The organism is Microbulbifer variabilis ATCC 700307, assembly GCF_000380565.1.
Taxonomy (GTDB): Bacteria; Pseudomonadota; Gammaproteobacteria; order Pseudomonadales; family Cellvibrionaceae; genus Microbulbifer; species Microbulbifer variabilis.
This window is the reverse complement of the sequence record NZ_AQYJ01000027.1, coordinates 224,224-246,425: the sequence shown is the minus strand read 5'-3', so window position 1 is coordinate 246,425 and position 22,202 is coordinate 224,224. Positions and strand designations below refer to the sequence as shown.

The 22,202-nt window shown below is 52.8% G+C and carries 22 protein-coding genes; 15 read left to right on the top strand and 7 right to left on the bottom strand.

Features of this window, described 5'->3' with window-relative positions; genetic code table 11:
- Positions 1 to 442 precede the first annotated feature (442 nt).
- The 4 genes from G367_RS0114250 to G367_RS26170 all read left to right on the top strand — a co-directional run bounded on the left by G367_RS0114250 (position 443) and on the right by G367_RS26170 (position 3,319).
- Positions 443 to 1,087 carry a dienelactone hydrolase family protein gene (locus G367_RS0114250; RefSeq protein WP_020413817.1) on the top strand — a complete coding sequence of 215 codons (645 nt, stop codon included), beginning with the start codon at positions 443 to 445 and terminating at the stop codon, positions 1,085 to 1,087.
- Complete coding sequence (locus tag G367_RS0114245) at positions 1,084 to 2,052, top strand: ribose-phosphate diphosphokinase (protein ID WP_020413816.1); 969 nt, start codon at positions 1,084 to 1,086, stop codon at positions 2,050 to 2,052. Before G367_RS0114250 ends, G367_RS0114245 begins: the two co-directional genes overlap by 4 nt.
- 621 nt (positions 2,053 to 2,673) lie before the next feature.
- Complete coding sequence (locus G367_RS23930) at positions 2,674 to 3,132, top strand: hypothetical protein (protein WP_020413815.1); 459 nt, start codon at positions 2,674 to 2,676, stop codon at positions 3,130 to 3,132.
- Between the two features lie 31 nt (positions 3,133 to 3,163).
- Entirely contained in the window at positions 3,164 to 3,319 is a 156-nt protein-coding gene (locus tag G367_RS26170) for a hypothetical protein (protein ID WP_157533525.1), read from the top strand.
- Between the two features lie 171 nt (positions 3,320 to 3,490).
- On the opposite strand, the gene yihA is transcribed toward G367_RS26170, so the two are convergent.
- Positions 3,491 to 4,150: a ribosome biogenesis GTP-binding protein YihA/YsxC gene (gene yihA / locus G367_RS0114235; protein ID WP_020413814.1), complete on the bottom strand. Its 660-nt coding sequence runs from the start codon at positions 4,148 to 4,150 to the stop codon at positions 3,491 to 3,493.
- Between the two features lie 124 nt (positions 4,151 to 4,274).
- On the opposite strand from yihA, the gene G367_RS0114230 reads away from it, so the two are divergent.
- From G367_RS0114230 to G367_RS0114185, 9 genes are all read left to right on the top strand, one after another.
- Entirely contained in the window at positions 4,275 to 4,934 is a 660-nt protein-coding gene (locus tag G367_RS0114230; RefSeq protein ID WP_020413813.1) for a c-type cytochrome, read from the top strand.
- 230 nt (positions 4,935 to 5,164) lie between these two features.
- Complete coding sequence (locus G367_RS0114225) at positions 5,165 to 5,851, top strand: thiol:disulfide interchange protein DsbA/DsbL (protein ID WP_020413812.1); 687 nt, start codon at positions 5,165 to 5,167, stop codon at positions 5,849 to 5,851.
- Positions 5,852 to 5,980: 129 nt separating this feature from the next.
- Positions 5,981 to 7,180: a hypothetical protein gene (locus G367_RS0114220; RefSeq protein WP_020413811.1), complete on the top strand. Its 1,200-nt coding sequence runs from the start codon at positions 5,981 to 5,983 to the stop codon at positions 7,178 to 7,180.
- A 46-nt stretch (positions 7,181 to 7,226) separates the two neighbouring features.
- Positions 7,227 to 7,691, top strand: a complete 465-nt coding sequence (locus G367_RS23925; RefSeq protein WP_020413810.1) for an ecotin family protein — start codon at positions 7,227 to 7,229, stop codon at positions 7,689 to 7,691.
- A 265-nt stretch (positions 7,692 to 7,956) separates the two neighbouring features.
- Positions 7,957 to 8,442, top strand: a complete 486-nt coding sequence (locus G367_RS0114205; protein WP_020413808.1) for a hypothetical protein — start codon at positions 7,957 to 7,959, stop codon at positions 8,440 to 8,442.
- Positions 8,443 to 8,530: 88 nt separating this feature from the next.
- A complete protein-coding gene (locus G367_RS0114200; RefSeq protein ID WP_020413807.1) occupies positions 8,531 to 9,247 on the top strand; it encodes a hypothetical protein in 717 nt (238 codons plus the stop codon).
- A 153-nt stretch (positions 9,248 to 9,400) separates the two neighbouring features.
- Positions 9,401 to 9,811 carry an ACT domain-containing protein gene (locus G367_RS0114195; RefSeq protein ID WP_020413806.1) on the top strand — a complete coding sequence of 137 codons (411 nt, stop codon included), beginning with the start codon at positions 9,401 to 9,403 and terminating at the stop codon, positions 9,809 to 9,811.
- A 10-nt stretch (positions 9,812 to 9,821) separates the two neighbouring features.
- A complete protein-coding gene (locus G367_RS0114190) occupies positions 9,822 to 10,565 on the top strand; it encodes a hypothetical protein (protein ID WP_020413805.1) in 744 nt (247 codons plus the stop codon).
- Positions 10,566 to 10,704: 139 nt separating this feature from the next.
- A complete protein-coding gene (locus tag G367_RS0114185) occupies positions 10,705 to 12,324 on the top strand; it encodes a M28 family metallopeptidase (protein ID WP_020413804.1) in 1,620 nt (539 codons plus the stop codon).
- Between the two features lie 378 nt (positions 12,325 to 12,702).
- Here the strand turns inward: G367_RS0114185 and G367_RS0114175 are convergent, their stop codons facing one another.
- Positions 12,703 to 13,590, bottom strand: coding sequence for a LysR family transcriptional regulator (locus G367_RS0114175; RefSeq protein WP_020413802.1), 888 nt, complete (start codon positions 13,588 to 13,590; stop codon positions 12,703 to 12,705).
- Positions 13,591 to 13,714: 124 nt separating this feature from the next.
- Here G367_RS0114175 and G367_RS0114170 point away from each other — a divergent pair, with 124 nt between their 5' ends.
- Positions 13,715 to 14,491 (top strand): ferredoxin--NADP reductase, encoded by a 777-nt coding sequence (locus tag G367_RS0114170; protein WP_020413801.1) that lies wholly within the window; start codon positions 13,715 to 13,717, stop codon positions 14,489 to 14,491.
- Between the two features lie 139 nt (positions 14,492 to 14,630).
- Positions 14,631 to 15,191, top strand: a complete 561-nt coding sequence (locus G367_RS0114165) for a lipocalin family protein (protein ID WP_020413800.1) — start codon at positions 14,631 to 14,633, stop codon at positions 15,189 to 15,191.
- On the opposite strand, the gene G367_RS0114160 is transcribed toward G367_RS0114165, so the two are convergent.
- Genes G367_RS0114160 through G367_RS0114140 form a run of 5 tightly spaced genes read right to left on the bottom strand, consistent with a single transcriptional unit; the run spans position 15,183 to position 22,202 of the window.
- Entirely contained in the window at positions 15,183 to 16,871 is a 1,689-nt protein-coding gene (locus G367_RS0114160) for a hypothetical protein (protein ID WP_020413799.1), read from the bottom strand. The two genes, G367_RS0114165 and G367_RS0114160, sit on opposite strands and share 9 nt — an antisense overlap.
- Positions 16,868 to 19,096: a hypothetical protein gene (locus G367_RS0114155; RefSeq protein ID WP_020413798.1), complete on the bottom strand. Its 2,229-nt coding sequence runs from the start codon at positions 19,094 to 19,096 to the stop codon at positions 16,868 to 16,870. Before G367_RS0114155 ends, G367_RS0114160 begins: the two co-directional genes overlap by 4 nt.
- Positions 19,089 to 20,294, bottom strand: coding sequence for a BatA domain-containing protein (locus tag G367_RS0114150; protein WP_020413797.1), 1,206 nt, complete (start codon positions 20,292 to 20,294; stop codon positions 19,089 to 19,091). Before G367_RS0114150 ends, G367_RS0114155 begins: the two co-directional genes overlap by 8 nt.
- A 1-nt stretch (position 20,295) precedes the next feature.
- The gene (locus tag G367_RS0114145; RefSeq protein ID WP_020413796.1) at positions 20,296 to 21,198 is read right to left on the bottom strand and encodes a DUF58 domain-containing protein; all 903 of its coding nucleotides are present in this window, start codon (positions 21,196 to 21,198) and stop codon (positions 20,296 to 20,298) included.
- A gap of 5 nt (positions 21,199 to 21,203) precedes the next feature.
- Positions 21,204 to 22,202: an AAA family ATPase gene (locus G367_RS0114140; protein ID WP_020413795.1), complete on the bottom strand. Its 999-nt coding sequence runs from the start codon at positions 22,200 to 22,202 to the stop codon at positions 21,204 to 21,206.

Sequence of the window (22,202 nt, the reverse complement as noted above, 5' to 3'; positions counted from 1 at the left end):
CACTTTGGCGCCACAAGATGGATATACCATCGTGACTTTTGTCACCTTGGCGGTTACACAGGTGCTTGTTTGAAGAAAATAGCGCCAATCTTCGTGTTTTGATCGGCGTTTTTACTTTCTTTGCATAAATTCGTGGAACTGTTCCGGCGACAGACTTTCTAAAAAGGCAAGATTGTTGGAATGCGTCATCATCCCCCAAGGAAGTCAGATGTTTGCCCCGGAACTCCCCCAAGTCCGGGGCATTTTTTTGCCCTAAGACTTCTAACTCCCACAACCTAAACTGTTAATGGTTTAAGCCATTTGGCTCCAATTGGCAGAGCTTCTGGCGTTCTGCTGGTCTAGTCTGAGCACAACAGAGAATTTATTCATTCTGGTTTTTCTTCAGGCTTCTTTATCCCAGGGACACTATCGTGCCTGGCCAATTGTCTGTTGGAGGCAGTGGATGCAGAGCCAAGCCATAGCGCTGGCGACAGAAGACATAACTTTGAACGCCTCGCTCACGCTGCCACAGGGGGCGCGGGCACTGATAGTGTTTGCTCACGGCAGCGGCAGCAACAGGGCCAGTCCGCGCAATCTGACTGTTGCCAGTAGACTGAATGATGCTGGTTTTGCCACATTGTTGTTTGACTTATTGAGTGTCGAAGAGAGTCGCGCCGATGCTTCTACTTGCGAGTACCGCTTTGATATCGACCTGAGCGCAAGGCGCCTTGTGGAAGTTCTGGACTGGTCGGCCCATGAGGAGAGCACTGAGCACCTGAGAGTTGGTTTGTTCGGTGCCAGTACAGGTGCCGCCGTAGCCCTGGTGGCTGCCGCTGAGCGGCCGTCCCTGGTAGGCGCAGTGGTCTCGCGCGGTGGTCGGCCGGATCTTGCTGGCTCTGATCTGCCGCTGGTGAAAGCGCCGACGCTGTTGCTGGTCGGAGGGGATGACAAGCAGGTATTGGAGGTGAACAAAGAGGCCCTGACGCATATGGTAAATGGTCCTCGGTTACAGATTATTCCCCATGCGGGTCACCTGTTTGAGGAGCCCGGCGCCATGGATGAGGTAGTGCATCTTACTAGCCGCTGGTTTCGCACGAACCTGTTATGAGCCGTTTGAAACTTTTCAGTCTGGATGCCGGTGCCGATTTTGGCGGGCGAGTGGCGGCAGCCCTTGGAGAGCCACTGGCTCGACATGAAGAGCGCTATTTTGCTGATGGAGAGCACAAAGTGCGCCCCCTTGATGATGTGGAGGGGGCAGACGTATTCCTGGTGCAATCCTTATATGTCGACCCTCATAGCAGTGTGGATGAAAAATTGTTGCGCAGCTTGTTTTTCATTGGAGCTTTGCGGGATGCCGGTGCAATGCGGATAACCGCGGTGATGCCTTACCTGTGTTATGGGCGCAAAGATCGGCGCACCAACCTGCGCGACCCACTGCCTACCCGCTATCTCGCCAGCTTATTGGAGGCGGTGGGTGCGCACACAGTAGTGACATTGGATGCCCATAATCTTTCCTCCTTTGAAAATGCTTTCCGCTGTCGCACAGTGCATTTATTGGCCGAATCTCCACTGTTGGATTTCGTCGTACCGCGCTTGGCGAATGAAACGCGGCCATTGGTTGTGCTGTCTCCGGATGAGGGGGGCATAAAGCGGGCGGAAAAATTGCGCAAGGCACTGGGTGAGCGATTACAGCGTCCGATTGGTAGGGTGTTTGTCGAGAAGTACCGGCGTGGAGAGCAGCTGACTGGTGGCACATTGGTCGGTAAAGTTGCCGGGGCTGCGGTCGTTATCGTAGATGACTTGATTGCCAGTGGCGCTACACTCTGCTGTGCCGCAGGTGCTGCGCAGAGAGCCGGAGCGGAACGGTTATTGGCGCTGGCCAGTCACGGCCAATTTAGTGGTGATGCTCGAAATGAATTGGCGCGCCTCCCCTTGGAGTGTCTGGCTGTCACTAATTCTTTGCCTCAGGTGAACTTGCCCAAGAATTGTGAATTGGTGGATTGTGCCCCCCTGGTGGCCGAAGCAATCCGTCGCCTGCATACCGCCGGCCCGGTGAGTGAGCTAACTATTTGAGGGCGCGTGGGAGTTGAGAATAACGCCACAATTGCTACTGGCGCCTGCTTCATTGATCTGGTTGCGTTGGTTTCAACGGATAGCTGGCGGTTTACATTTATTTACGCAAGCCCTGGGAACAAATGGGGGTGGTGATGTATCAGAAAGTACAGATCATTGTTGCTCCCTAACCCCAAAGCGTTCAGCTTTTTAACCCCGGACTTCCCCAACTCCGGGGTTTTTTTTGTCCCAGAAGATTTTTTTCTTACGAGAGTTACCCTCCGTAAGTCCCCTTTTCATTGCGTGAATGGAATCTATTTCCTGAATTTATTTCTCTGTGAGCATAGTATTTACAGTTCTTCGATGATACCGGTTGGCGGCTGGGAATGTTTCTGGCACCAGCCTAGCCTTCAAGTAGGTTAAGGATGTGTTATCAAGGAACCCTCAGGCGTATCCGTCCCCCTGGATGCGTCTGGAAGTGCCCCACCCCAAGGGCACTGACCCCTAGCCGGCAGCCCCCATCTGCCGGCTTTTTTTATTCGGTGTAGCCCCCTCGCAGATTTGCAGAAAAACCTTCCTGACTTACTTGCAAATGATAATGGTTCGCATTAATGTTAATTGAGTTCTAACAGGGGGGTTACCGTGAATTTACGTTACCTATGTGCAAATCACCGTCAATGGTTGTTCGATAACAGGGATCGTGCAGAAAAGGCGTGGTTAGACTGGATGGAGCGCGGCAGGCTCCTTATAGAAGATGGACATCACTCGGAGGCTATTCCTTATCTGGGGTGTGCTTTTGATGTTGCCGGTATGTTGCTGGCACGCCAGTGGCCCAGCTATGCCGTTTCTGCGCAGCGCTTTAGCGAGAGCGCGGCCAGCCTGATGGAAGCTTACCGGGAGCAGGGCGATGAAAAATTACACCACTACATCCTCGCGGGAGCCAGTTCAGTACTCGCCCGCCAGCTGGGAGAGCGCGATAAAAATAAGGTTGCCGCTGAATGCATTAGTGCCCTCTACCCAGATGGCTCAGGAGAATTCATGTCAGCAGTCCCCAGAGGCAAAGCCGCAACTGGAGCCGAAACGAGTTGGCGCCTGCACTGAGGAACAGTCTCCCGCTGGGGAGCCTTCGGATTTGCTCACAGTTGCTATTCGCGAGGAGACTCTTGTTGAGTTATTGGCACAGCGGTACCTCTCTGCTGAAGAGCTATTCTGTCCAACGCCCAGGGCGCATCAACGGTTGCGCAAGGTCTTATTACGTGCCCTGATGCCAGTTGCGAAGCGCGGTTAGGCCCAGTGGGGTTAAATAGATCTGGCGGCCTTTGAGTCCCCGACCTCTCTGGTCGCCACCTTATTGATATCTACTGTACAGGTCTTGAGCAGTGGGAAAGGTATTGGTGGCAGTTTGGAGCCTGACCCGGGATTCGTCCCCCCGGTTGAGGCTCCTTCGGCAAGTGATACATTAGCCCCCTGCTGTATTTCCCTCTACTGGTGGGGCAAGCCAAGCGTTTAATTTACGCTCCAATTTGTCCAATCCAGCTTTCTTGGTGGAGGAAAAAGTCTGCACCGTTACACCACGGTCGAGGCCCTGCTGTTTGATGGCCTTTTCTACAGCAAAGCGGGCATTGTTAGCGGGGCCATTTTTTAGTTTGTCTGCCTTGGTGAGTAGGATATGCACAGGCAGACCGGCTTCAACGGCCCATGTGAGCATATGTATATCGAACTCTTTGAGAGGTTGTCGAATATCCATCAATAGCACCAGGCCTTTCAGGCAGGTGCGCTGCTCCAGGTATTCGGCCAGATGGCGTTGCCATTCGTCCTTCATGGCGCGGGCTACTTTGGCGTAGCCGTATCCCGGCAGGTCCACCAGGCGCTGTTGCTCGGAAAGGCTGAAGAAGTTGATCAGCTGGGTGCGACCAGGGGTTTTAGAGGTGCGTGCTAATTTGTTATTGCCGGTAAGGGCGTTTATGGCGCTGGATTTGCCCGCATTGGAGCGGCCGGCGAACGCTACCTCCGCACCTGAGTCCTCTGGACACTCAGTCAGGGTGGGGGCACTGGTAAGAAATCGTATAGTACGATAGTTCAGTTTTTGCGGTTGGGCTTCAAATTCGGTAATTGACATCGTTTAAGTCTGCTGATTCGGTACACTCGCTTGGCGCGCAAGTATATAATGCCGCGGTTTTCGCGTCGCAGGACTATTGGGGGCGACACGAAACGCCATATCTCAGCGCGCAACGGGACGACGTATGAACAGCATTATCAAGAACACTGCTCTGGCACTCGGTTTGGTTATCGGCCTGGGGGCCGTACCCTTTGCAATGGCCTCGGGCGATGCTGCTGCGGGCAAGGCGAAAGCCGCCCAGTGCGCCGCTTGTCACGGTACTGATGGCAACAGCCTGGCCCCGGCCTTCCCAAAAATTGCCGGCCTCGGCGAAAAATATCTCTATAAGCAGCTCAAGGACATCCAGGACAAAACCCGCGATGTGCCGCAGATGATTGGCCAGCTGGATAACTTCAATGACCAGGATCTGCAGGATATTGCCGCTTACTTCGCTTCCCAGCCCATGCAACTCTCCGGTTCCGAGGCGATCGCCATTAAATTAAACAGTGGAGACAGTGTTGACGGCCTGGCGTTCGGGCGCAAGCTGTACCGAGCCGGCAATATGGAGACCGGGGTGCCCGCATGTATGGGGTGTCACTCTCCCACTGGATTGGGCAATGCGCCCGCTGGTTATCCGCGTCTGTCCGGTCAGTATCCCGAGTACATTGAGGCTCAACTTAAAGCTTTCCGCGCTGGTACCCGCGATAATGATGGCGATACCCGCACCATGCGTACCGTAGCCAAGCAGCTCTCTGATGCAGAGATTAAGGCTGTGGCCAACTACATTGCTGGTCTGACAGAGTAAATCACCCAGTCACAGTAACGAGAGGCCGGTCACACACCGGCCTTTTTTGTACCCGAAGCTCGCTTAAAGGCCGGGGAATTGGGTAAAGTATTGCAGCTTTTACGGCGTTTCCTTGCGAGTGGCAACGGGAACTTAAATAATCTGCGTTGTCTATTGTGTCCTCAGTGGTCCGCCAGCCAGTCGCAAGCCGGTATTCGAATCACGAATGTACAAGTTGGAGAAGACTTATTATGAGAGCAGTTCTCGCCCCAATAACGATGGTAGTGGCTGTATTGTTCAGTCTGGTGGCCTGCGCCCAGGAAAGCGGCGAGTTTAAGGCTGGCCAGCACTATCAGGTACTACCACAGGCGGTTGCGCAAAAGAGCAATAACAAAATCGAAGTTACTGAAATGTTCTGGTACGGCTGTGCTCACTGCTACCATTTCGAACCTACTCTGGATCGCTGGAAAAAGAATATGCCCAGTGATGTTGCTCTGCTTAAGTTGCCCGCCATTTGGCAGCCTGTGATGGATGTGCACGCGCGCCTGTTCTACGTGGCTGATGCTATGGGTGTTCTGGAGAAAATGCATACTCCGCTGTTCAATACTATCTACAACCAGCGCCAGATGCTGGCTACCCGCGAGGGACGTAATTGGAAGCCGGACCTGCAGGCAATTGAAGCCTTGTTTAACAAGCACGGTGCTGACGGTGCCAAGGCTGCCAAGCTGATGAACTCCTTCGCCATCAACAGCAAGGTTAAGCAAGGTATGGCCAATCAGCGTGCCTACAAAATGACAGGTACTCCAGAAGTGGTTGTAGCCGGAAAGTATCGTATCAGTTCCTCATTGCCAGGCTATAAGGGCAAGAGCAACTCCCAGGAAGTGATGCTGCAGGTGGCGGATTACCTAATCGCTAAGGAACGCGCAGATCGCGGTTGACATACCTGTTGAGACAAACCCCGCCTTGAGCGGGGTTTTTTATATCCGGCGTTCCTGTAGGACCAATCTTTAGACCAAACTTGTGCCTATGCGGCGCCCTTTGGCTGCAATGCCCACCGGGAAGTACCCATGAGATACAAATGGATCTGGCTCTGCCTTTGCTTCCTGGCCCTGTCCCCTGAAATTCTGTTGGCACAGCTTGCCCCAGAGAACGACAGGCTGGCTGCGCGAGCCAGCAACCTCCTCTCCTATATCGCAGTGGACTACGGCGACGCTGTGGATGGTGGCAAGTTGCTCGATACCGGGCTCTACCAATTGCAGCAACAACATGCCATTCAGGCTCTGCAGTTGGTGCTGCAGCTACCAGATCGGCCTGGCCGTAACTCTCTAGAAAAGGGAATCACCGAATTAGGTAAGGCTATAGAGCGCAGGGAGAGTGGGAAAACGGTGAGGCGGCGCGCCAATGAACTGGCCGACCGATTGGCGGCTCTTTACCAAATGCAAAGGTCACCGGCCCACACACTGCCGGCAGCGAGCCTTGCTATGCCTCTCTATCAAGAGCGTTGTGCCAGCTGTCACGGTGGCCAGGGTGAGGGTGGAGTGAGCGGGCCGGGTTTTCTCGAAGCATCCCGAATAGGCAATTTCAGTCTCTATGACCTCTATAACACTTTGGACCCCACGGTTGATGAGATTCATGGACTTGATATTGATGGCAGTCTGACTGTCTGGCAGCGTTGGGCACTGGCAGTGACCGTGGCTGCTTTTTCAGTTCAGGGTCAGTTGCCTCCGGCTGCAGATATCGCTGAGCGTTACCCAGCCCTGGTGGGCTTGCCCGGTCTGGCGGTCACACGCCCGGTAGAATTGCCAGCTGATGCACAGAAGGCTTTGATGTGGTGGCGTGCCCACCCTCACTTAGTGCGCGCGCTGGAGCCCCCATTGGCCAGGGCTGATGGCCTGCTGCAACTGGCGCTCACGGATTATCGCAGTGGAGATAAAGCCGGTGCCTACCACAAGCTGATGCTCGCCTATCGCGAAGGTTATCTCCCATTGCGGTCACAAATTGAAGTTCGGGACCAAGTACTAATGAGCCAACTACAGTCGCGATGGCAGCTGCTTCGCAGTCAAGTATTAACAGGTGCGCCGAATACTAAGGTAATTGCCTCCTTCCAAGACCTGCGAGCCATGCTGGCTTCGGCACAGACCCGAATCGAACCAGCAGTGGACAGAGGCTATAAATTCTTTGGAGCTTTGCTGCTCTTTATCGTGGCCCTGGTGTTGGGATTAACTCTGTGGTGGGGGCTGCGGCGGAAAAAGCTGTCTAAACTTTAAGGAGGTTTGTGCGCCAGAACAGAGGTCGTTAGCTGAGGAAGTCCCAATGGCAAGATCCTTCGTTGCATCACTGGTTCTTTTTAGTAGTCTAACGGCCCAGGCCGCGGAGCCACTGGACGCCTTCCCGGTGGAAGTGGAGGGAAAGCAGCGCCATGTTATTCAGCTGCCAAAAGTAGTGGATGAAAGCCGTTTTATGGTGGAACTGGTGCCAGGAAAGAGTGAAGTCGCAGATTGTAACCTGCAAAGCTTCTCGGCACCGCTGGAGCGCCAGTTATTACCGGGCTGGGGCTATCCCTACTATGTTTTGTCTGAACTGAAGGCAACACCTGATACACAAAAGGTATGTGCGCCGGGGTCTGAGTCGAGGCGCTTTATTCGCGTGCGGGCTGAAGGCCTTATACTGCCTTACAGAAGTAACCTGCCGCTGGTGGTGTACATGCCACAAGGTGTACAGCTCAAGTATCGCGTGTGGCGGGCGGATAAAAATATGTCTGATGCGCGCACCCGGTAAAGACCGCTCTCCTTCTCTTGATCAAACCTATTTATTCCATACGCCTTTCTGGCGTCTCATTTAATATTTTTAATGCTTCTAATGCCACTGTGGGATTTTGCGTCTAGCCTTACTAAGCAAAGGATGTGAAAAGGAGCGCCTAAGCAACTTTTCACGCCGGTCGCCAAGGCTGTAACCGGACAGGAAAATTGGTGGCAACCCGGCCGCCGTTCGCAGAAACTCCACCTCGCGGTAGCTTCCGCGGGCTGACACAGTAGAGTAGCGCATGAAGTATTTGCGTCTTTCCCTATCGAATCGTGTCCTGGTTTCCCTCTTTCAGACTTATGCCGTCGTCTTGGTGCTTTTTCTGCTGTTGCCACTAGCAGCTGCAGCGGAGTCAGCGCAACAGAAATGGGCTGGCAACTGGCTGGTGGTTAGCGAGGGTGATGACCAATTGGTTTGGCAGCTGAACGCCGATGGTTCTGGCTATGCCTATGGCTTTAACTCTGGCGGACGCCTGACCCATGGATTCGCAATCAACTGGCAGCTCGATGGTGATCGAGTGCGGGTTCGCACCGGCGCTTCGGTTCACTGTAAGGGCGGTGTGGTGTCAGTGGCATTTCGGGGTTGGAGTAAATCCACGCTGCTATTCGCAGTGATTGATGGTCGACACTGGCTGCAGGCGGGAGGTGGCTTACTGAGCTTCCAGCGTCGACTCAGCAGCTGGCGTACACCGAAAGCGGGTAGCAATTGTCCGGATATTGCCAGCTGAGCGCTTTTCAATGTCATTTCAGGCTCGAAATGTCAAAGCCAGGAGTAATCCACTCAGGGAAGAATTTGCCAACCTCCGGAGAAGCTTCGTGATTCAGAGGTGCCTGACTGTCGCTCTGATATTTATGCTCACCTGTACCTCGGTATTTGCGAAAGAGGAAATTAATAAGAAAGAAAAAGAGAAAACGCGAGTCGATGGTTGGCATGCACAGTCTCGCCTTAATGCCAGTCAGTGGGTTGGCGCCTGGTTAATCTCCAGAGATGGTGAAGCCCGCCATGTCTGGAGTTTAAAACCAGATGGTACTGGTCGCTCTTACGCATTTCTACCGAATAAGAAAGGGAAAATGCAGTTTGCTTTTGGGTACGATATACATTGGTACTTTGACCCATTCACACAGATGGCAAATATCAAAACCGGCCGCAGGATTATTTGTCGTCGTGGAAAAATATATCCGTATTTCCTGACCCTGAAATCTTATGAAAGTGACTATGCAGTGCGGGGAAAGTTTGCTTGGCAGACTACCTGGACGGAAGTGAGTATCGGCCGCAATAGGCTGCATAAATCTCTGGTGGTTTTTGTTGCCCCCCTCTCTGCTTGGCACGACCCGGAACGGGATGCGCCTTGCCCGGAATTTCCTAGCCTGGATCTTGAGAAAGATATCGATTCAGCCTTGAAAAGCTGGGAGAGAGAGGAGTCCCCGGATTTAGAAGTGGATACTACTCCGGCTCAAGGTGAACCGGAATTTGAGGGGGAGGAATTAAAAGAAACTGCAAAAAAAGGCGTGAAGAAGCGCAAGCGAAATTAGAATAAAAATCTCCAAGCCTAAGGGGTGCTCCTAAACAGAACATGTTCAGAGCATCTGGTCATTTTTCCAAGAATTCATAGCTGGTGGCTTGTGGATACAAGGTAGCTATTGGTTATCAATCGCTGAAGGTCTTCAAAAAAATGGCATTAGGATATGAGTGCTGAAGTCTCCCTCGCCAAGATCTTGCGAAATATGTATCCAAAACTGCAGGAAGAAACTTTCGTTTTTTGTCAGGTGTCTGATACTCGTCTCGAGGAAATACTGGCGGAAAGCCTGTGTATCTTCCGCGAAGGGGAGGGCATGAGTGCAATAATGCCGTTACACCTGGCCCAACAATATGGCATCGCCTCTAGCGCACCATTTCGACAGATTACTTTACAGGTATTTTCTGGACTCAGTGCGGTGGGGTTGACTGCAACTATCGCTGGGGAGTTGGCAGAAGCCGGTATCGTTGCCAATGTGGTGACTGCTTTGCGTCACGACCATATCTTTGTTCCGGAAGACAGCGCCGAACGCGCCCTGCAGCTATTGCGGGGTATAAGCAATCGGGTGCAGTACACCTGAGCGAAAGCCAGTGCGAATCAACTATCCACAGGCCCAACCCCACGGAGAGATTCGCCAGCTCTTGCCAGATCTGTTCTGCGTTCCGGGCACCGTAAAACTGGCTCCCGGTGTGACTATTAATCGTAATATGGCCATAGTGCGTTGGAGAGAAGATCTAACTTTGATAAACCCCGTACGTCTGCGTCCTCAACAGGAGGAAAAGTTGCGCGATCTCGGTAGCGTCCGCCATGCAGTCCGTCTCGGTTACCATCATGGCCAAGATGACCTCTATTACCGAGATCATTTCGACCTTACCTTTTGGCGGCAGGTTGGCTCTGATTTTTATCCCCCTGGTGCTGACCGGGTGATCAGGGAGAATGGAGAGTGCCCTATACCTGATGGACGTTTCCTGGAATTTTGCCACAGCCGTTTTCCAGAGGCTGTGCTTTGGTTGCCGTTTAATGGTGGTTTGCTGCTGAGCTGTGATGCCTTGCAGTATTGGGGTAGTTGGGGTGGTTGTAACTGGTTTGGCCGCAATCTCTTGCGCTTATCCGGTTTGCGTTGTGGAATGCAGATTCCACCTGCATGGCGCACGCGTATGACCCCGGATGGAGGTGACCCCAGTTATCATTTACAGGTCGACTTTCGGCGTTTGCTAGGCCTAAGTTTCCTACATCTATTGGCTGCCCACGGTGAATTTTGTCCTGATTGCGCCTATGAAAAGGTAGTTACCGCCGTGGAGCGGGCTTTCCCGGGGATTGATAAGGCAGCCTGAAAGTTATTCCGATACCAATTTTGGGTAAATAATCGCTAACGGTATTCTGCACGCAGTTACTGTCTATCGTGATAAGCTTGCGCCCCTTTTACTGGCGGCATCAACCCGTCGCGATGGTTTATTGAGAAGTAGAGCTCCCATGAGAAGCAAGATCCTGTTCAGTGCCCTTTTGGTGGCCCTGTTGGTGGCCTGCACCACTGTCCCCACGACTTCCGCTCCCAGTGCCAATACCGACCATATCCGCCGGGATGTGGATTACTTGGCATCGGCTGAACTGGAAGGTCGCGATACCGGCAGTGAGGGTTATCGCAAGGCTGCACAGTATGTTGCGGAACAGTTCGAACGTATGGGGCTGGTCCCCGCCGGTGATGAGGGTTACTTCCAGGACGTGCCTTTCCGCAGTGCAAGCTGGAATGGTGCAGAGCCTAGCTTTGTCCTGAAAGGGAAGAGTGGGCATGTCACTTTCCGTTTTGGCGAGGACTTTATCGCAGGTCCATCGGCGGTCAGTGAGCGCAGTAGCCTGGAAGCAGATTTGGTGTTTGTTGGTTACGGAATCGAGGCCCCTGAGTACAACCTCAATGATTATGCTGGCTTAAATGTTCAGGGCAAGGTGGCGGTGATCCTGAGTGGACGTCCCGAGAGCCTACCCAGTGAAGTTGGAGCCCACTACGCTTCAAGCCGTAATAAGCGTGAAACTGCCGCCCGCCACGGGGCCGTCGGCTACATCACCGTATATACCCCGGAAAGGGAAAAGCGTCGCCCCTTTGCCCGCTATGCGGAGCATCGTCACGATGACACCTTTGATTGGGTTAATAGGGAAGGCAACCCGGGCAGTGCAACTCCCGGGTTGCACCCAGGCGTTATGCTCAGCAGCGAAGCAGCGGCCAAGCTATTTGTCGGTGCGCAAAGCAGCCTGGAAAGCATCTTCAGCGATATTGAAAAAGGTCAGAATCCGAAGGGATTTCCACTGCCTTACAGTGCAGCACTAGGTACTAGTTCCAAACATAAGGAAATTACCAGTCCCAATGTGGTGGCAGTATTACCTGGCAGTGATCCCCTTTTAAAAAATGAATATGTAGTCTTCTCGGCCCACCTTGATCATATTGGTAAAAAAGAGGATGGCCAAATTTACTATGGTGCCCAGGACAATGCAGCAGGCATAGCAGTAATGCTGGAAACTGCGCGTCTGTTCGTGGAATCCGGTCATGCACCACGGCGCTCACTATTATTTGTGGCTGTGACCGGAGAAGAGAAAGGGCTGTTAGGATCAGATTACTTTGCTGAATATCCTACCGTTCCTTTGCAGTCTATAGTAGCCAATATCAATCTTGATATGCCTATGCTGCTGTACCCGTTTCGCGACATTATCGCCTTCGGTGCCGAGCACTCGTCCTTGGGGCAGATTGCCGAGCGTGCCGCAGTGCGCAGTGGCTTAAAACTGAGCCCAGATCCCATGCCGGAAGAAGTGATCTTTGTTCGCAGTGATCACTACAATTTTGTGCGCCGAGGTATTCCCTCAATTTACCTGATTACTGGACGAGAGGCTCAGGATCCAAATATTGATGGTACCGCTATGCAAGTGGCCTTCCTGAAAGAGAGCTATCACAAGCCCGGGGATGCTCCCGATGCAGGGGTGAATTATATAGCTGCCAAGCAGTTTACCGAGGTAAATTACCTAATTGCCAGGGAAGTGGCAGATGCTGAGGGCAAGCCATTCTGGTATGAGGGGGATTTCTTTGGGGAGTTGTTTGGAAGGTAGCCCGTAAAAACTTCTTATTAAATCTATAAAAAATTTGTGAATGGATTCTTTTCTTCTGCAAGCTATACGATTGAATGCCATATGGCTGGTTACAAAGAGCAGAGCTTTCAAATTCAACCTGGTCTGAATGGTTGGAACATAGGTAATATTCTAATTGGCGGCCTTATTGGTATGCTGATAGTGGATCCTGCTACTGGTGCAATGTGAAAATTACCTGACTCGGCAAATATAACTTTACAGTCAAATACTGCATCTATTCCTAAGGGCGGACTGACAATAGCTTCTATTGATGAAGTTCCAGATGAAGCAAAATCACAGTTGGTACGAGTGAAGTAACTTAGGTAGTTTTGCTGGAAAAACCACCCAAAGGGTGGTTTTTTATTCTGATGATTCCTGTTTACATAACTCCAGCCATCGTTCAATTCCCGCACTTCTATATTTTTGTGTGTGCAAAGCGAAATAAAACTCTCTGTGAAAATCCCGTTGTGGTACAGGCAGCGCAATTAAAGAGCCTCGTTTTAATGCGTCAGCCAGTGAAACTTTAGATAGACAGCTAATTCCAAGACCGGCTTCCACGGCCCGTTTGATAGCCTCTGTGTGCTGTAGCTCTAAAAGAATGTGCAGACTGGGAAGTAAGCCAGCCATAGCCCGGTCAAAAGTCTGGCGTGTACCGGAACCGGGTTCCCGGGTAATCCAGATGGCTTTGAGCAGATCTCTGTCTGTTAGGCGCTTGCGTTTGGCCAGGGGATGAGAGGGGGCGCAAAAGACGACCAATTCATCACTGCGCCAGGGAATCATTTCCAGATCCGGGTGATTAAATTCACCCTCGATAAGCCCAAGGTCCAGCTCAAAGTTAAGCACCCGCTCTGTGATTACTGATGTATTAGCGACCTCCAGCTCCACTCGTGTGCCGGGCTGCTCTTCCATGTATCGCGCCATTACGTTTGCTGCCAGGTAATTGCCGATGGTTAGTGTTGCTCCTATTTTTAGGCGCCCGAGATCACGATGACTGGCCAGGCTCTGTTCCAGTTCCTGTGCCCTTTCCAGCAGCTCCTCCGCCTTGGGCCATAGTTGCCTGCCCAGCTCATTCAAGCGCAGGCGCTTGCCGGTGCGCTCAAACAGGCGCAGCTCAAACTGCTGTTCGAACTCCTTAAGGGCGGTGGAGGCGGCGGACTGGGACATGCTCAGGCTCTCTGCTGCGCGGCTCACATTCTCGTGATGAGCACAGGCAAGGAACACCTCCAGTTGGCGCAAGGTATAGCGCAAAGGGAAATCTCCACTTGATCGTTAAAATAGATAAGGAATATCGAAATATCCCACTTTGCCAATAGATCTTCCAGGGCTAAAATTCAACTATCAAGAGACTCGTGGAATAACCGGTTTTAAGTTTATGTCCAAATTGAATATAGAGAAGGTGTTGGAAGTCCGTCATTGGAACGACACGCTGTTTAGCTTCAAGACCACCCGGGATTCGGGTTTTCGCTTTGAGAACGGACATTTCACGATGATCGGCTTACAGCAGGACAACGGTCGTCCACTACTGCGCGCCTATTCCATTGCCAGTGCCAACTACGAAGATGAGTTGGAATTCTTCAGTATCAAGGTTCCCGATGGCCCCCTGACTTCCCGCTTGCAGAAGATTGTGCCGGGCGACGAGATCTACGTGAGCCAAAAACCCACCGGTACCCTGGTGGCCGATCACCTGCTGCCGGGCAAGCGCCTGTGGTTGCTGTCTACGGGCACCGGCTTGGCACCTTTCATGAGCATTATCAAAGACCCCACTGTCTATGAGCGTTTTGACCAGGTAATCCTTACCCACGGGGTGCGCTATGTCTCTGAGCTGGCCTATCAGGAGCAGATCGAGAATGAGCTACCTGAGCATGAGTATTTTGGTGAGATGGTACGCGAGCAACTGCTCTACTACCCGACTGTGACCCGTGAGCCCTACCGCAATACCGGTCGCCTGACCGACTTAATGTTGTCCGGAAAACTTTTTACAGATCTGGATGTGCCCAAGCCGAATGTTGAAGAGGATCGCTTTATGCTGTGCGGTAGCCCGGCAATGCTGAAGGATCTCACCAATATCCTAGATGACTGGGGATTCAAGGAGACACGCGCAGGGGTACCGCACGAGTATGTGATCGAGCGCGCTTTCGTCGAAAAATAAGTTGGCCAGTCCAGCGATAAAAAACCACCCTTGCGGTGGTTTTTTTATGGGTGAAATACAAACTCTCGAAACTATCCTGACCTTGTGAAACCCTTGTCTTCTATTTTGATTTGAGGGTGAATTTGCTGGGAGTGGCTAGATGAAGCAGTTTTCCCTGGGAGTACTACTGTTTTCCTTCCTGTGGTTAGGTGCCTGCACGCGGGTACCGGAGGGGGTTGAGCCAGTACAGAATTTCCAGCTGCAGCGCTATTTAGGCCACTGGTATGAAATAGCCCGTTTGGATCACTCTTTCGAGCGCGGGTTGACCCTGGTAACTGCGGACTACAGCCTCAATCCTGATGGTTCCGTCGCGGTCATCAATACGGGTTACTCAAAAGCACGTGATGCCTGGCAATTAGCGGAGGGGCGGGCTGAGTTTGTCGGTTCCAAGGATGTAGGCCACTTGAAAGTATCTTTCCTTGGTCCCTTTTACTCTTCCTATATCGTAATTGCCCTGGCAGATGATTATAAATATGCGATGGTGTCCGGATATGACAAATCCTATTTGTGGATATTGTCCCGCACCCCAACTATGCCAAAGGATGTACTGGAGCAATTTATACAGAAAGCCAAGGCGATGGGTTATCCCGTCGATCAGCTGATATTCCCCAAGCAGGAGGCGCAGCCGGGTAATAAACCCTCCGCGCAGTCTTCAAGATAAGGGCCTGTTTAAGATTCTGCGCTCCCTCCACCAGCTTGTGCAGACCAATAACAGCAAAATCAAAGCCGACCATTGGCGCTCAATAGGCATTTTGCCTGAGTGACGATTATCAACTGGCCCCAAGCGTGCGGCGGCCATTTGTCGGGCCTCCCTGGCATTTAGGGACCGTTGCCACTTGGGCCAGTCCTGTTTGGCAAAGATATAGAAGTTTAATACCGGCTCCCCATCCATATCAGTCTTAAGCTGATGCCAGCCAGAACCCTGTGGCCAGAAGCTGTAGCACTGGCCCTGGGAATTACTACTTACGGCGACACCACTGATGGGTAGGGAGTTTTCTTGGGAGCTTAATAATATTGGTCTCTGATTAGAAAAAAGTGGGCTGCATAGGGTGGTGCGTTCCTGAGTCCGCGGTAACTTATTGGAGAGGGTTACTGGCGGCTGACTACCCAAATGCTTGAGTTGGTAATCAATAATGGACTTCCACAGGCTGGCGAATTCAGTAGCAAACCCACTGGTTAGCCAGCGGTGGCTGTCGCTAAATAGAATAAAACCCAAGTGCTGCGTCTGGGTTGAACGTCCCCAGAAAAGGGGAGTTTCTTCATTATCCAGTAAGAAGTCACTGGAGCTGGGCTGCACGGCTATAAAGCCAGAATTGCGCAGTGGGGGAATCTCCGCATTGGCCGCTTTTTGGTAGCCAAAGCCGGAGTGTAAACGGGTATCTTCTCCCTTTTGCAGAGGCATGGATTGGGCTGCAGCGTATTGGAGAAACTCTTCAGAGCTATCGCCACTGACTAACCATAACAGTGACTTTGTGGTGGCCAGCTCGCTGAGCTGATGTTTTTGTTGAGAGGAGAGTTGCGGCCACAAACTGCTATCGAGAATGACTAAATCGAAGGGACTTTCCTTTGTGAGTAGATCCGCAGACTCGGTAAGTGGAAGCCCATTGAGAGTCTCTTTTCTACTAATTTCAGGTGCCAACTGGGTCATCACTTGTGCTGCTACACCGGATTGACGCAGCCAGCGGGAGAGGGCGGCTGTCTCAAAAGAGGGGCGTGCCAGCCACAGTAACAATTTGGGCTGGAGCGGTTCTCGCACCAGGATGGGTAAAGGATCTGTATGGATTTCGCCGGTTTCGCTTTCCGTCCGTACCCGGTATAGCTGGGGGCCCGCGAGTTTTGGAGTGGCAGTGAGTTGTGCCTGAATTGCTTCTCCCACTTTCAGCTCAAGACTGTCTTCAATATGGCCGTAGGGATTGAGCAGACTAATTTGTCGGTTTTCAGTCAGTGGCTGGTTGTTGTGAACCTTTAACTTTAAAGAATCACCCAGGGTAATTCGCCGCTGCCAGTCGAATTCCCAGCTGCTATCAGATTCCTGGATATTCGATAGCTCCAGGCGCACTGGTGCCAGGTCCCGCAGTTTGTCGCGGCCGAGTGGCTCCCCATTGAGGGAGATATTTTCCACACCATTGAGATTTATTGGATGTGAACTCGCCAGCGCTTTGCTGTCGATAGAGATATTGCGCTCGGCGGGAATGATTGCCGGTGGCTGCCAGAGCATCCAGGCACTCAGCCAAATCGCCAGTTGCAGGCCATAGTCGAACGGTTTGGCGCCTCGGCGCAACAGTACGAGTGATGCTAAACAGGCCAACAGGCACAGGCCGGGTATCAAGAAATCAATCACAATGATTTCCCCCCTTGCTGGTGTAGCCAACGGCTGAAATGGCCGTCGGCCTCTGTTTGCAAAGGCAGTGAAGGCGCAGATTCCGGTGCTGGCAGTAGCTGATAGAGCAGCTGATTCAGGGAGTTTGTGCAATCAATGCAATTCGGTTGCTGGTGGCGCTGCTGGTATAAACGCAGCTGTTTGGATAGCTCCAGGCCAAGATCCAGTGATTGCTCTGTGGCTAGCTCATTTATCTGCACCAGCAGATCGGTATCGAGTTCGGCGCCAGCATCTACCTGGGCCATTAGGGCGAGCACCTGTGCTCTTTGTTTTTGTTCAAAGGCACTGTCGACAGTTTCTGGCGCTACGTCTTCCCGTTCACCGCTAAGCCGGCGGCTTTCGTCTATGGGGGGCGCCTCGAACCCGACTCTCTGTAAGTAAATACGCGAAGCCTGCTGTACTTCCTTGATAAAGCGCAGAGCTCGGTGCTGATGGGGCAGGGAGGCCTGGGGCTCTATAACCGACAGGTCGCGCCAGGAACTCCACATGGCATTTAGCGCGTTGCGCAGTAGCTCCTTGGTCTGGGGGTCGAACAGGGTGGCATGTTCAGAGCTGTCATGCTGATGCCCGGCGGAAGCGACTATGCGTGCTGCCTGTTGGAAGTGGGAATCCCGCTGTACGAAGGGAGTCGCATTTTCTTCGCCATGTGCCTGGTGCTCACCTTGTTCTGTATGATCGTGGCTATGGCCGTGTTCGGACTCCTCTTCATCATCGTGCTCCTCGGTCTCTGCGCCAGAATGCTCCGCTTCCGAATCCTCTTCGCCGAGAAAGCGGCCGTAGCGCATGCGCAGCAAATTCTGTTCATAGGCTAAACCCTCGGAGCGTTTGCGAAATGCCTCCGGATGCAGCTGTTCTCGCTCGGATAGCAGGGCCTCGGTATCAATAATCAGCTGGCGTTGGCTGCGGAAGTACTCCGGCAATATTTTAATCGCCATACCCTCGCTGTCGCTCAGCCCGAAAATCTCTTCTTGCGGCCAGCGCAAGATAAAGTGTTGGCTCTTGGCAACGTTGGCGCTGGGCTCGCGGTTATCCCTGGCTTCCAGATACCAGTAGAGTTCATCTCCCGCTTCCATGGAAAACTGGTGGATGGGCAGGGTGAAATCGTAGCGAGCTGCTTTCTTATCTTCCGAGGGGCTTGTTGATAAAGCAGTGGATTGCAAACTGGTGAGTGGAATACGCTCTTCGCGAAAGCGTAAATTTTCCCCGGTGCCGCTGGCGAGGGTGACCAATAAATCTGCAGAACTCACCTGGTAATCATCACTAATTATTACTTTCACGGGAATACCTTGGGTGCTCCCTTGAATGGTATCGACGCGCAGGCTGGGTGCCTCAAAGGTAAACTCCGGGGCACTGTCTTTATGCACCCGAATATTATGGATTTCCGGCAAAAGTATTTGGCTCTCCGCGAATTGCACTGAAAGCTGGTAAAAGTCTGCCTTAGCGATAGTGCGTTGTAATTGCCATTTTTTACTGGGTAGATTACCTAGCGGAGAAAAGGCGAAGCGCTCAGTTTCGGCCAACATTTCCAGCCCTTGCACCGGCTGATTCAATTCGAGTTGCCACTCGACCTTGGACTGCTCCGGCACATCGATTTGTAGGGATTGGCTTTCGGCTGTGAGCCCAGTGTAGGCGGGCGGCTGGATATGGGTTGCCGCGCGCATTATGGCAAGCTTTTCGGCAACGGGAATAGCTGTATTTTGTTGCGTGGTCTCAGTTTTATCCCCGGTGAAGTGAGAATCGCTCAGTACAAATAACAATAGTCCCAGGCAGGCACCAAAAGCATTTGTCAGGGCACTGCGGAGTTTTTTTGGACCGAGAGGCGACCGGTCGCCACTTTCCAGCAGTTGTTGCAGCGCTGTTTCGATACGCGCGCGCTGTAATTGCTGCAATGGACTTAGGTTGGTTTTCTGTTGGCTAAGCAACTGGCTGCTGTCTTGCAGCTGTGGATATTGTCCATCCAACTGTCGACATAGGCTTTCAGGGCTTGGGCGCCAGCTGCGATCCAATAGAATGGCTACAACAATAATTCCGAGCCAGGCGAGCAATAGCCACTGTGGCCAGCCGAATACAAAAATACCCAAGCCAGCCAGAAGGCTGAGGCCAGTGGCAAGCCAGAGATAGGGCCGCAGGGCTGCCAGTTGCCAGCGCCTGCGCACAGCGTTAAGGGTTAACTGACGCTTATCCATGGTCAGCCTCCCCATTACTAACAGTTGCCATAATGGCTGCAGGTCGCGATAGGGCAATTAGGCGTTCAAAAGCCAGAAGTAACAGTAGGGCGATAATTAACCAGGGTTGCAGTTGTTCAATACGACGGTTTTCCACCTCGCTGTCTTCTACAGGAAGGCCTGCCATTATTTTGCTAGCAGACCAGTGGCCACGATTTTCGTGCTGTAGCGACCAGTCTTGCCCAGACCACTGCTGCCATAAACGTTCAGGTAAATCTGCGCGGCGATAAAACACCTCGCTGTACCAGTCACTTTCGTAGCGCAGCCAACTTCCCCGTCCCACTGAGGCCACCTGAGTTGACTGGCTGTTATCCACAGCAACGAAGTTGAGATTATCGGTAGGGGGGATACTGTTGTCGGTGATTAACAGGCCGCCATCTGTAACAAATTCCAGCACGGCTTGTGGCAGGGGTGCGAGGCCTGTGTAGATCAACCAATCTGTCTGTTCGGCGCTGGGCGCCTTTTCTTGTTCCTGAATATGCACCGATAGTCCTGGCATTTTACTTTGCCAGTCTTCCAGCACTGGCGCCCACCAACTGGGCGGTTTGCCCATTAAAGCGATACTCGGTAATACCGGGCTCGGAGCTGTGGATGCTTTATCGAGGCCATGCCACTGCCAATGGGGACTGACTCTTAGTGCCTGGTGGGACGCTGGAACACCGTTGTTTATCAACAGGATATGAGCCCTACGCAAATCCGCCCGGCGTGATAGTGCTGATAGAGTTTTCCACAGGTCCACATTTTGTGGTGGGGGTGAGGTTACGGAAGGTGTTTCTGGGGATAACCACAGCACTTTATAACCTTCCCCCACAAGCTGCGGCAGTGAATTGTGGATAAATGTATTCGCTTCGCCCGCCCCAATTCTGGGGTCCACCAGTATCACGCCCTCTTGGGGATAAATTTCCCGTTTAATCAGCGGCTGAGCCAACAAACTTGTCAGCAGGGCGACGATTAGCAGGCGCAATAGCAGCAACCACTTGTTATCCACAATAGGGCGGCGCGCGCGACTCTGTGAATATCTTTGTACCCATTGCAGCGCAGCAAAGGAGATCTGCTGTGGATTACTTCGGCGCAGCAAATGAATGGCGATAGGGATAATCAGGGCTGTGAATAGCCATAGCCACTGTGGGGATTGAAATAAGTTATTTATCCACAACATCTCAGCATAACCTGCCGTGCAGTTGAATAAATTGCCGCAATGACTTTTCCACAGGCTGCTCGATAAGGTCGGTCTGTAGTGAACATTCCTGTGTGGCAAAGCGTGCTTTTAACTCGCTCTGTGCATGAGCAAAAGCATTCAGGTAAGACTGGCGTTGCCGCTCGGCGTCCACTTCTAAAGTTGCGGGCGTACTGGCGCTTACTTCTGGATTGAGCAGCTTTAGCTCTCCGCCAAAAGGAAAAGTCTGTTCTGCCTCAATTAACAATTGCAGTGGCAGGCAGGGGCGGCCGGCGGCATGCAGGCGTGCGACAAAATCGCCGATCTCATTACCTTGTTCAAAAAAATCACTCAGCAATACCACCTGACAGGGCCGCTCAAAGTATTGCCACAGCGGCGCCAGTTGAGTGTGATCTGGCCAGTGGTCGCTGGCGTCGAGTTGTTTTAGCTGAAGAGCGATTTGACGCTGGTGGCTCTCGCCCTGGCCTTCCGGCACATAAACCGTCCGACTGCTGTTAAACGCCAATAGAGAAAAGCTGTCTCCCTGGGCGTTGAGCAGCCAGCATAGGCTGGCAATCCAGCACTTGGCGTAATGCAGTTTATTCAGGCTGGGCTCGACAAAGCTTGCCTGGCCCAGGGAGGCGCTGGTATCGAGCACAAAGCACACGTGCATACGGCTCTCCTGCTCGGTCTCGCGCACATAGTAGCGATCACTGCGGGCAAACAGTTTCCAGTCGATATGGCGGATGGAATCACCCGCTTGATAGCCTCGGTATTGATGAAATTCCAGGCCGGTGCCTCGGCGCTGGCTGTGTTGCACACCGAGCATCACGCCCTCGGCGATATGCCGCGACAGCCACACCAGGTCGCGACAACTGGCCAGGGTTTTGGGGGACAGGTATTCCACGCTGATCAGTCCCGGCCCGGTTCCGGCACCGCTGTCAGTAATTCGTCAATCAGCTGTGGCATCTGCACGCCATCGGCCTGGGCCTGGAAGCTGAGCAGCACCCGATGGCGCAGCACTGGCAGTAACAGGCTGCGGATATCCTCGCGGGTGACGGCGAGGCGTCGTTGCAAAAGGGCCCGCGCCTTGGCGGCGAGAATCAGAGCCTGCCCCGCGCGGGGACCGGCGCCCCACTTGATCCACTGTTGCAGGGTATCGCTGCCGCTGGTTTCCATGCGTGTAGCGCGCACCAGTGTCGCCACGTAGCGGTACAGATCGTCGCTGACATGAATTTCCCGCACCAGTTTCTGCATTTCGCGCAATTGCTCTGCATCCAGGCTGGGGCTGGGTTTGACCCTGCTGGCACCGGTGGTGGAGCGCAGGATTTCAACTTCATCCTGCTCATCGGGATAGTCGATATGAATATTTAGCAGGAAGCGGTCCAGCTGAGCTTCCGGCAGTGGATAGGTGCCGGCCTGTTCGATGGGGTTTTGTGTGGCCAGTACGAAATAGGGATCGGGCAATTTGAGTGTTTTACCGCCCACCGTTACCGAGCCTTCCTGCATGGACTCCAATAGGGCTGCCTGGGTTTTCGGCGGTGTGCGGTTAATTTCATCGGCGAGCAGGATATTGGTGAAAACCGGGCCCTGCTGGAATTTAAAAAAGCGCTTGCCGGTGCTGTGATCCTCTTCGAGGATCTCACTGCCAAGAATATCTCCGGGCATTAAATCCGGGGTGAACTGTACCCGCTTAAAATCCAGCGCACTGGCATCGGCGAGGGTTTTTACCAGCAGGGTCTTACCCAGCCCCGGCACCCCTTCGAGCAGGGCGTGGCCCCCGGCCAACAGGCAGATCAACATCTGCTCCACCACGGGTTTCTGGCCGACAATCACCCGCGCAATCTCCTGTTGCAGATTGTCGAGGCTGTGCAGTTGTTCTTCGATACTATTTTCCAGGGTGGTCAGCAT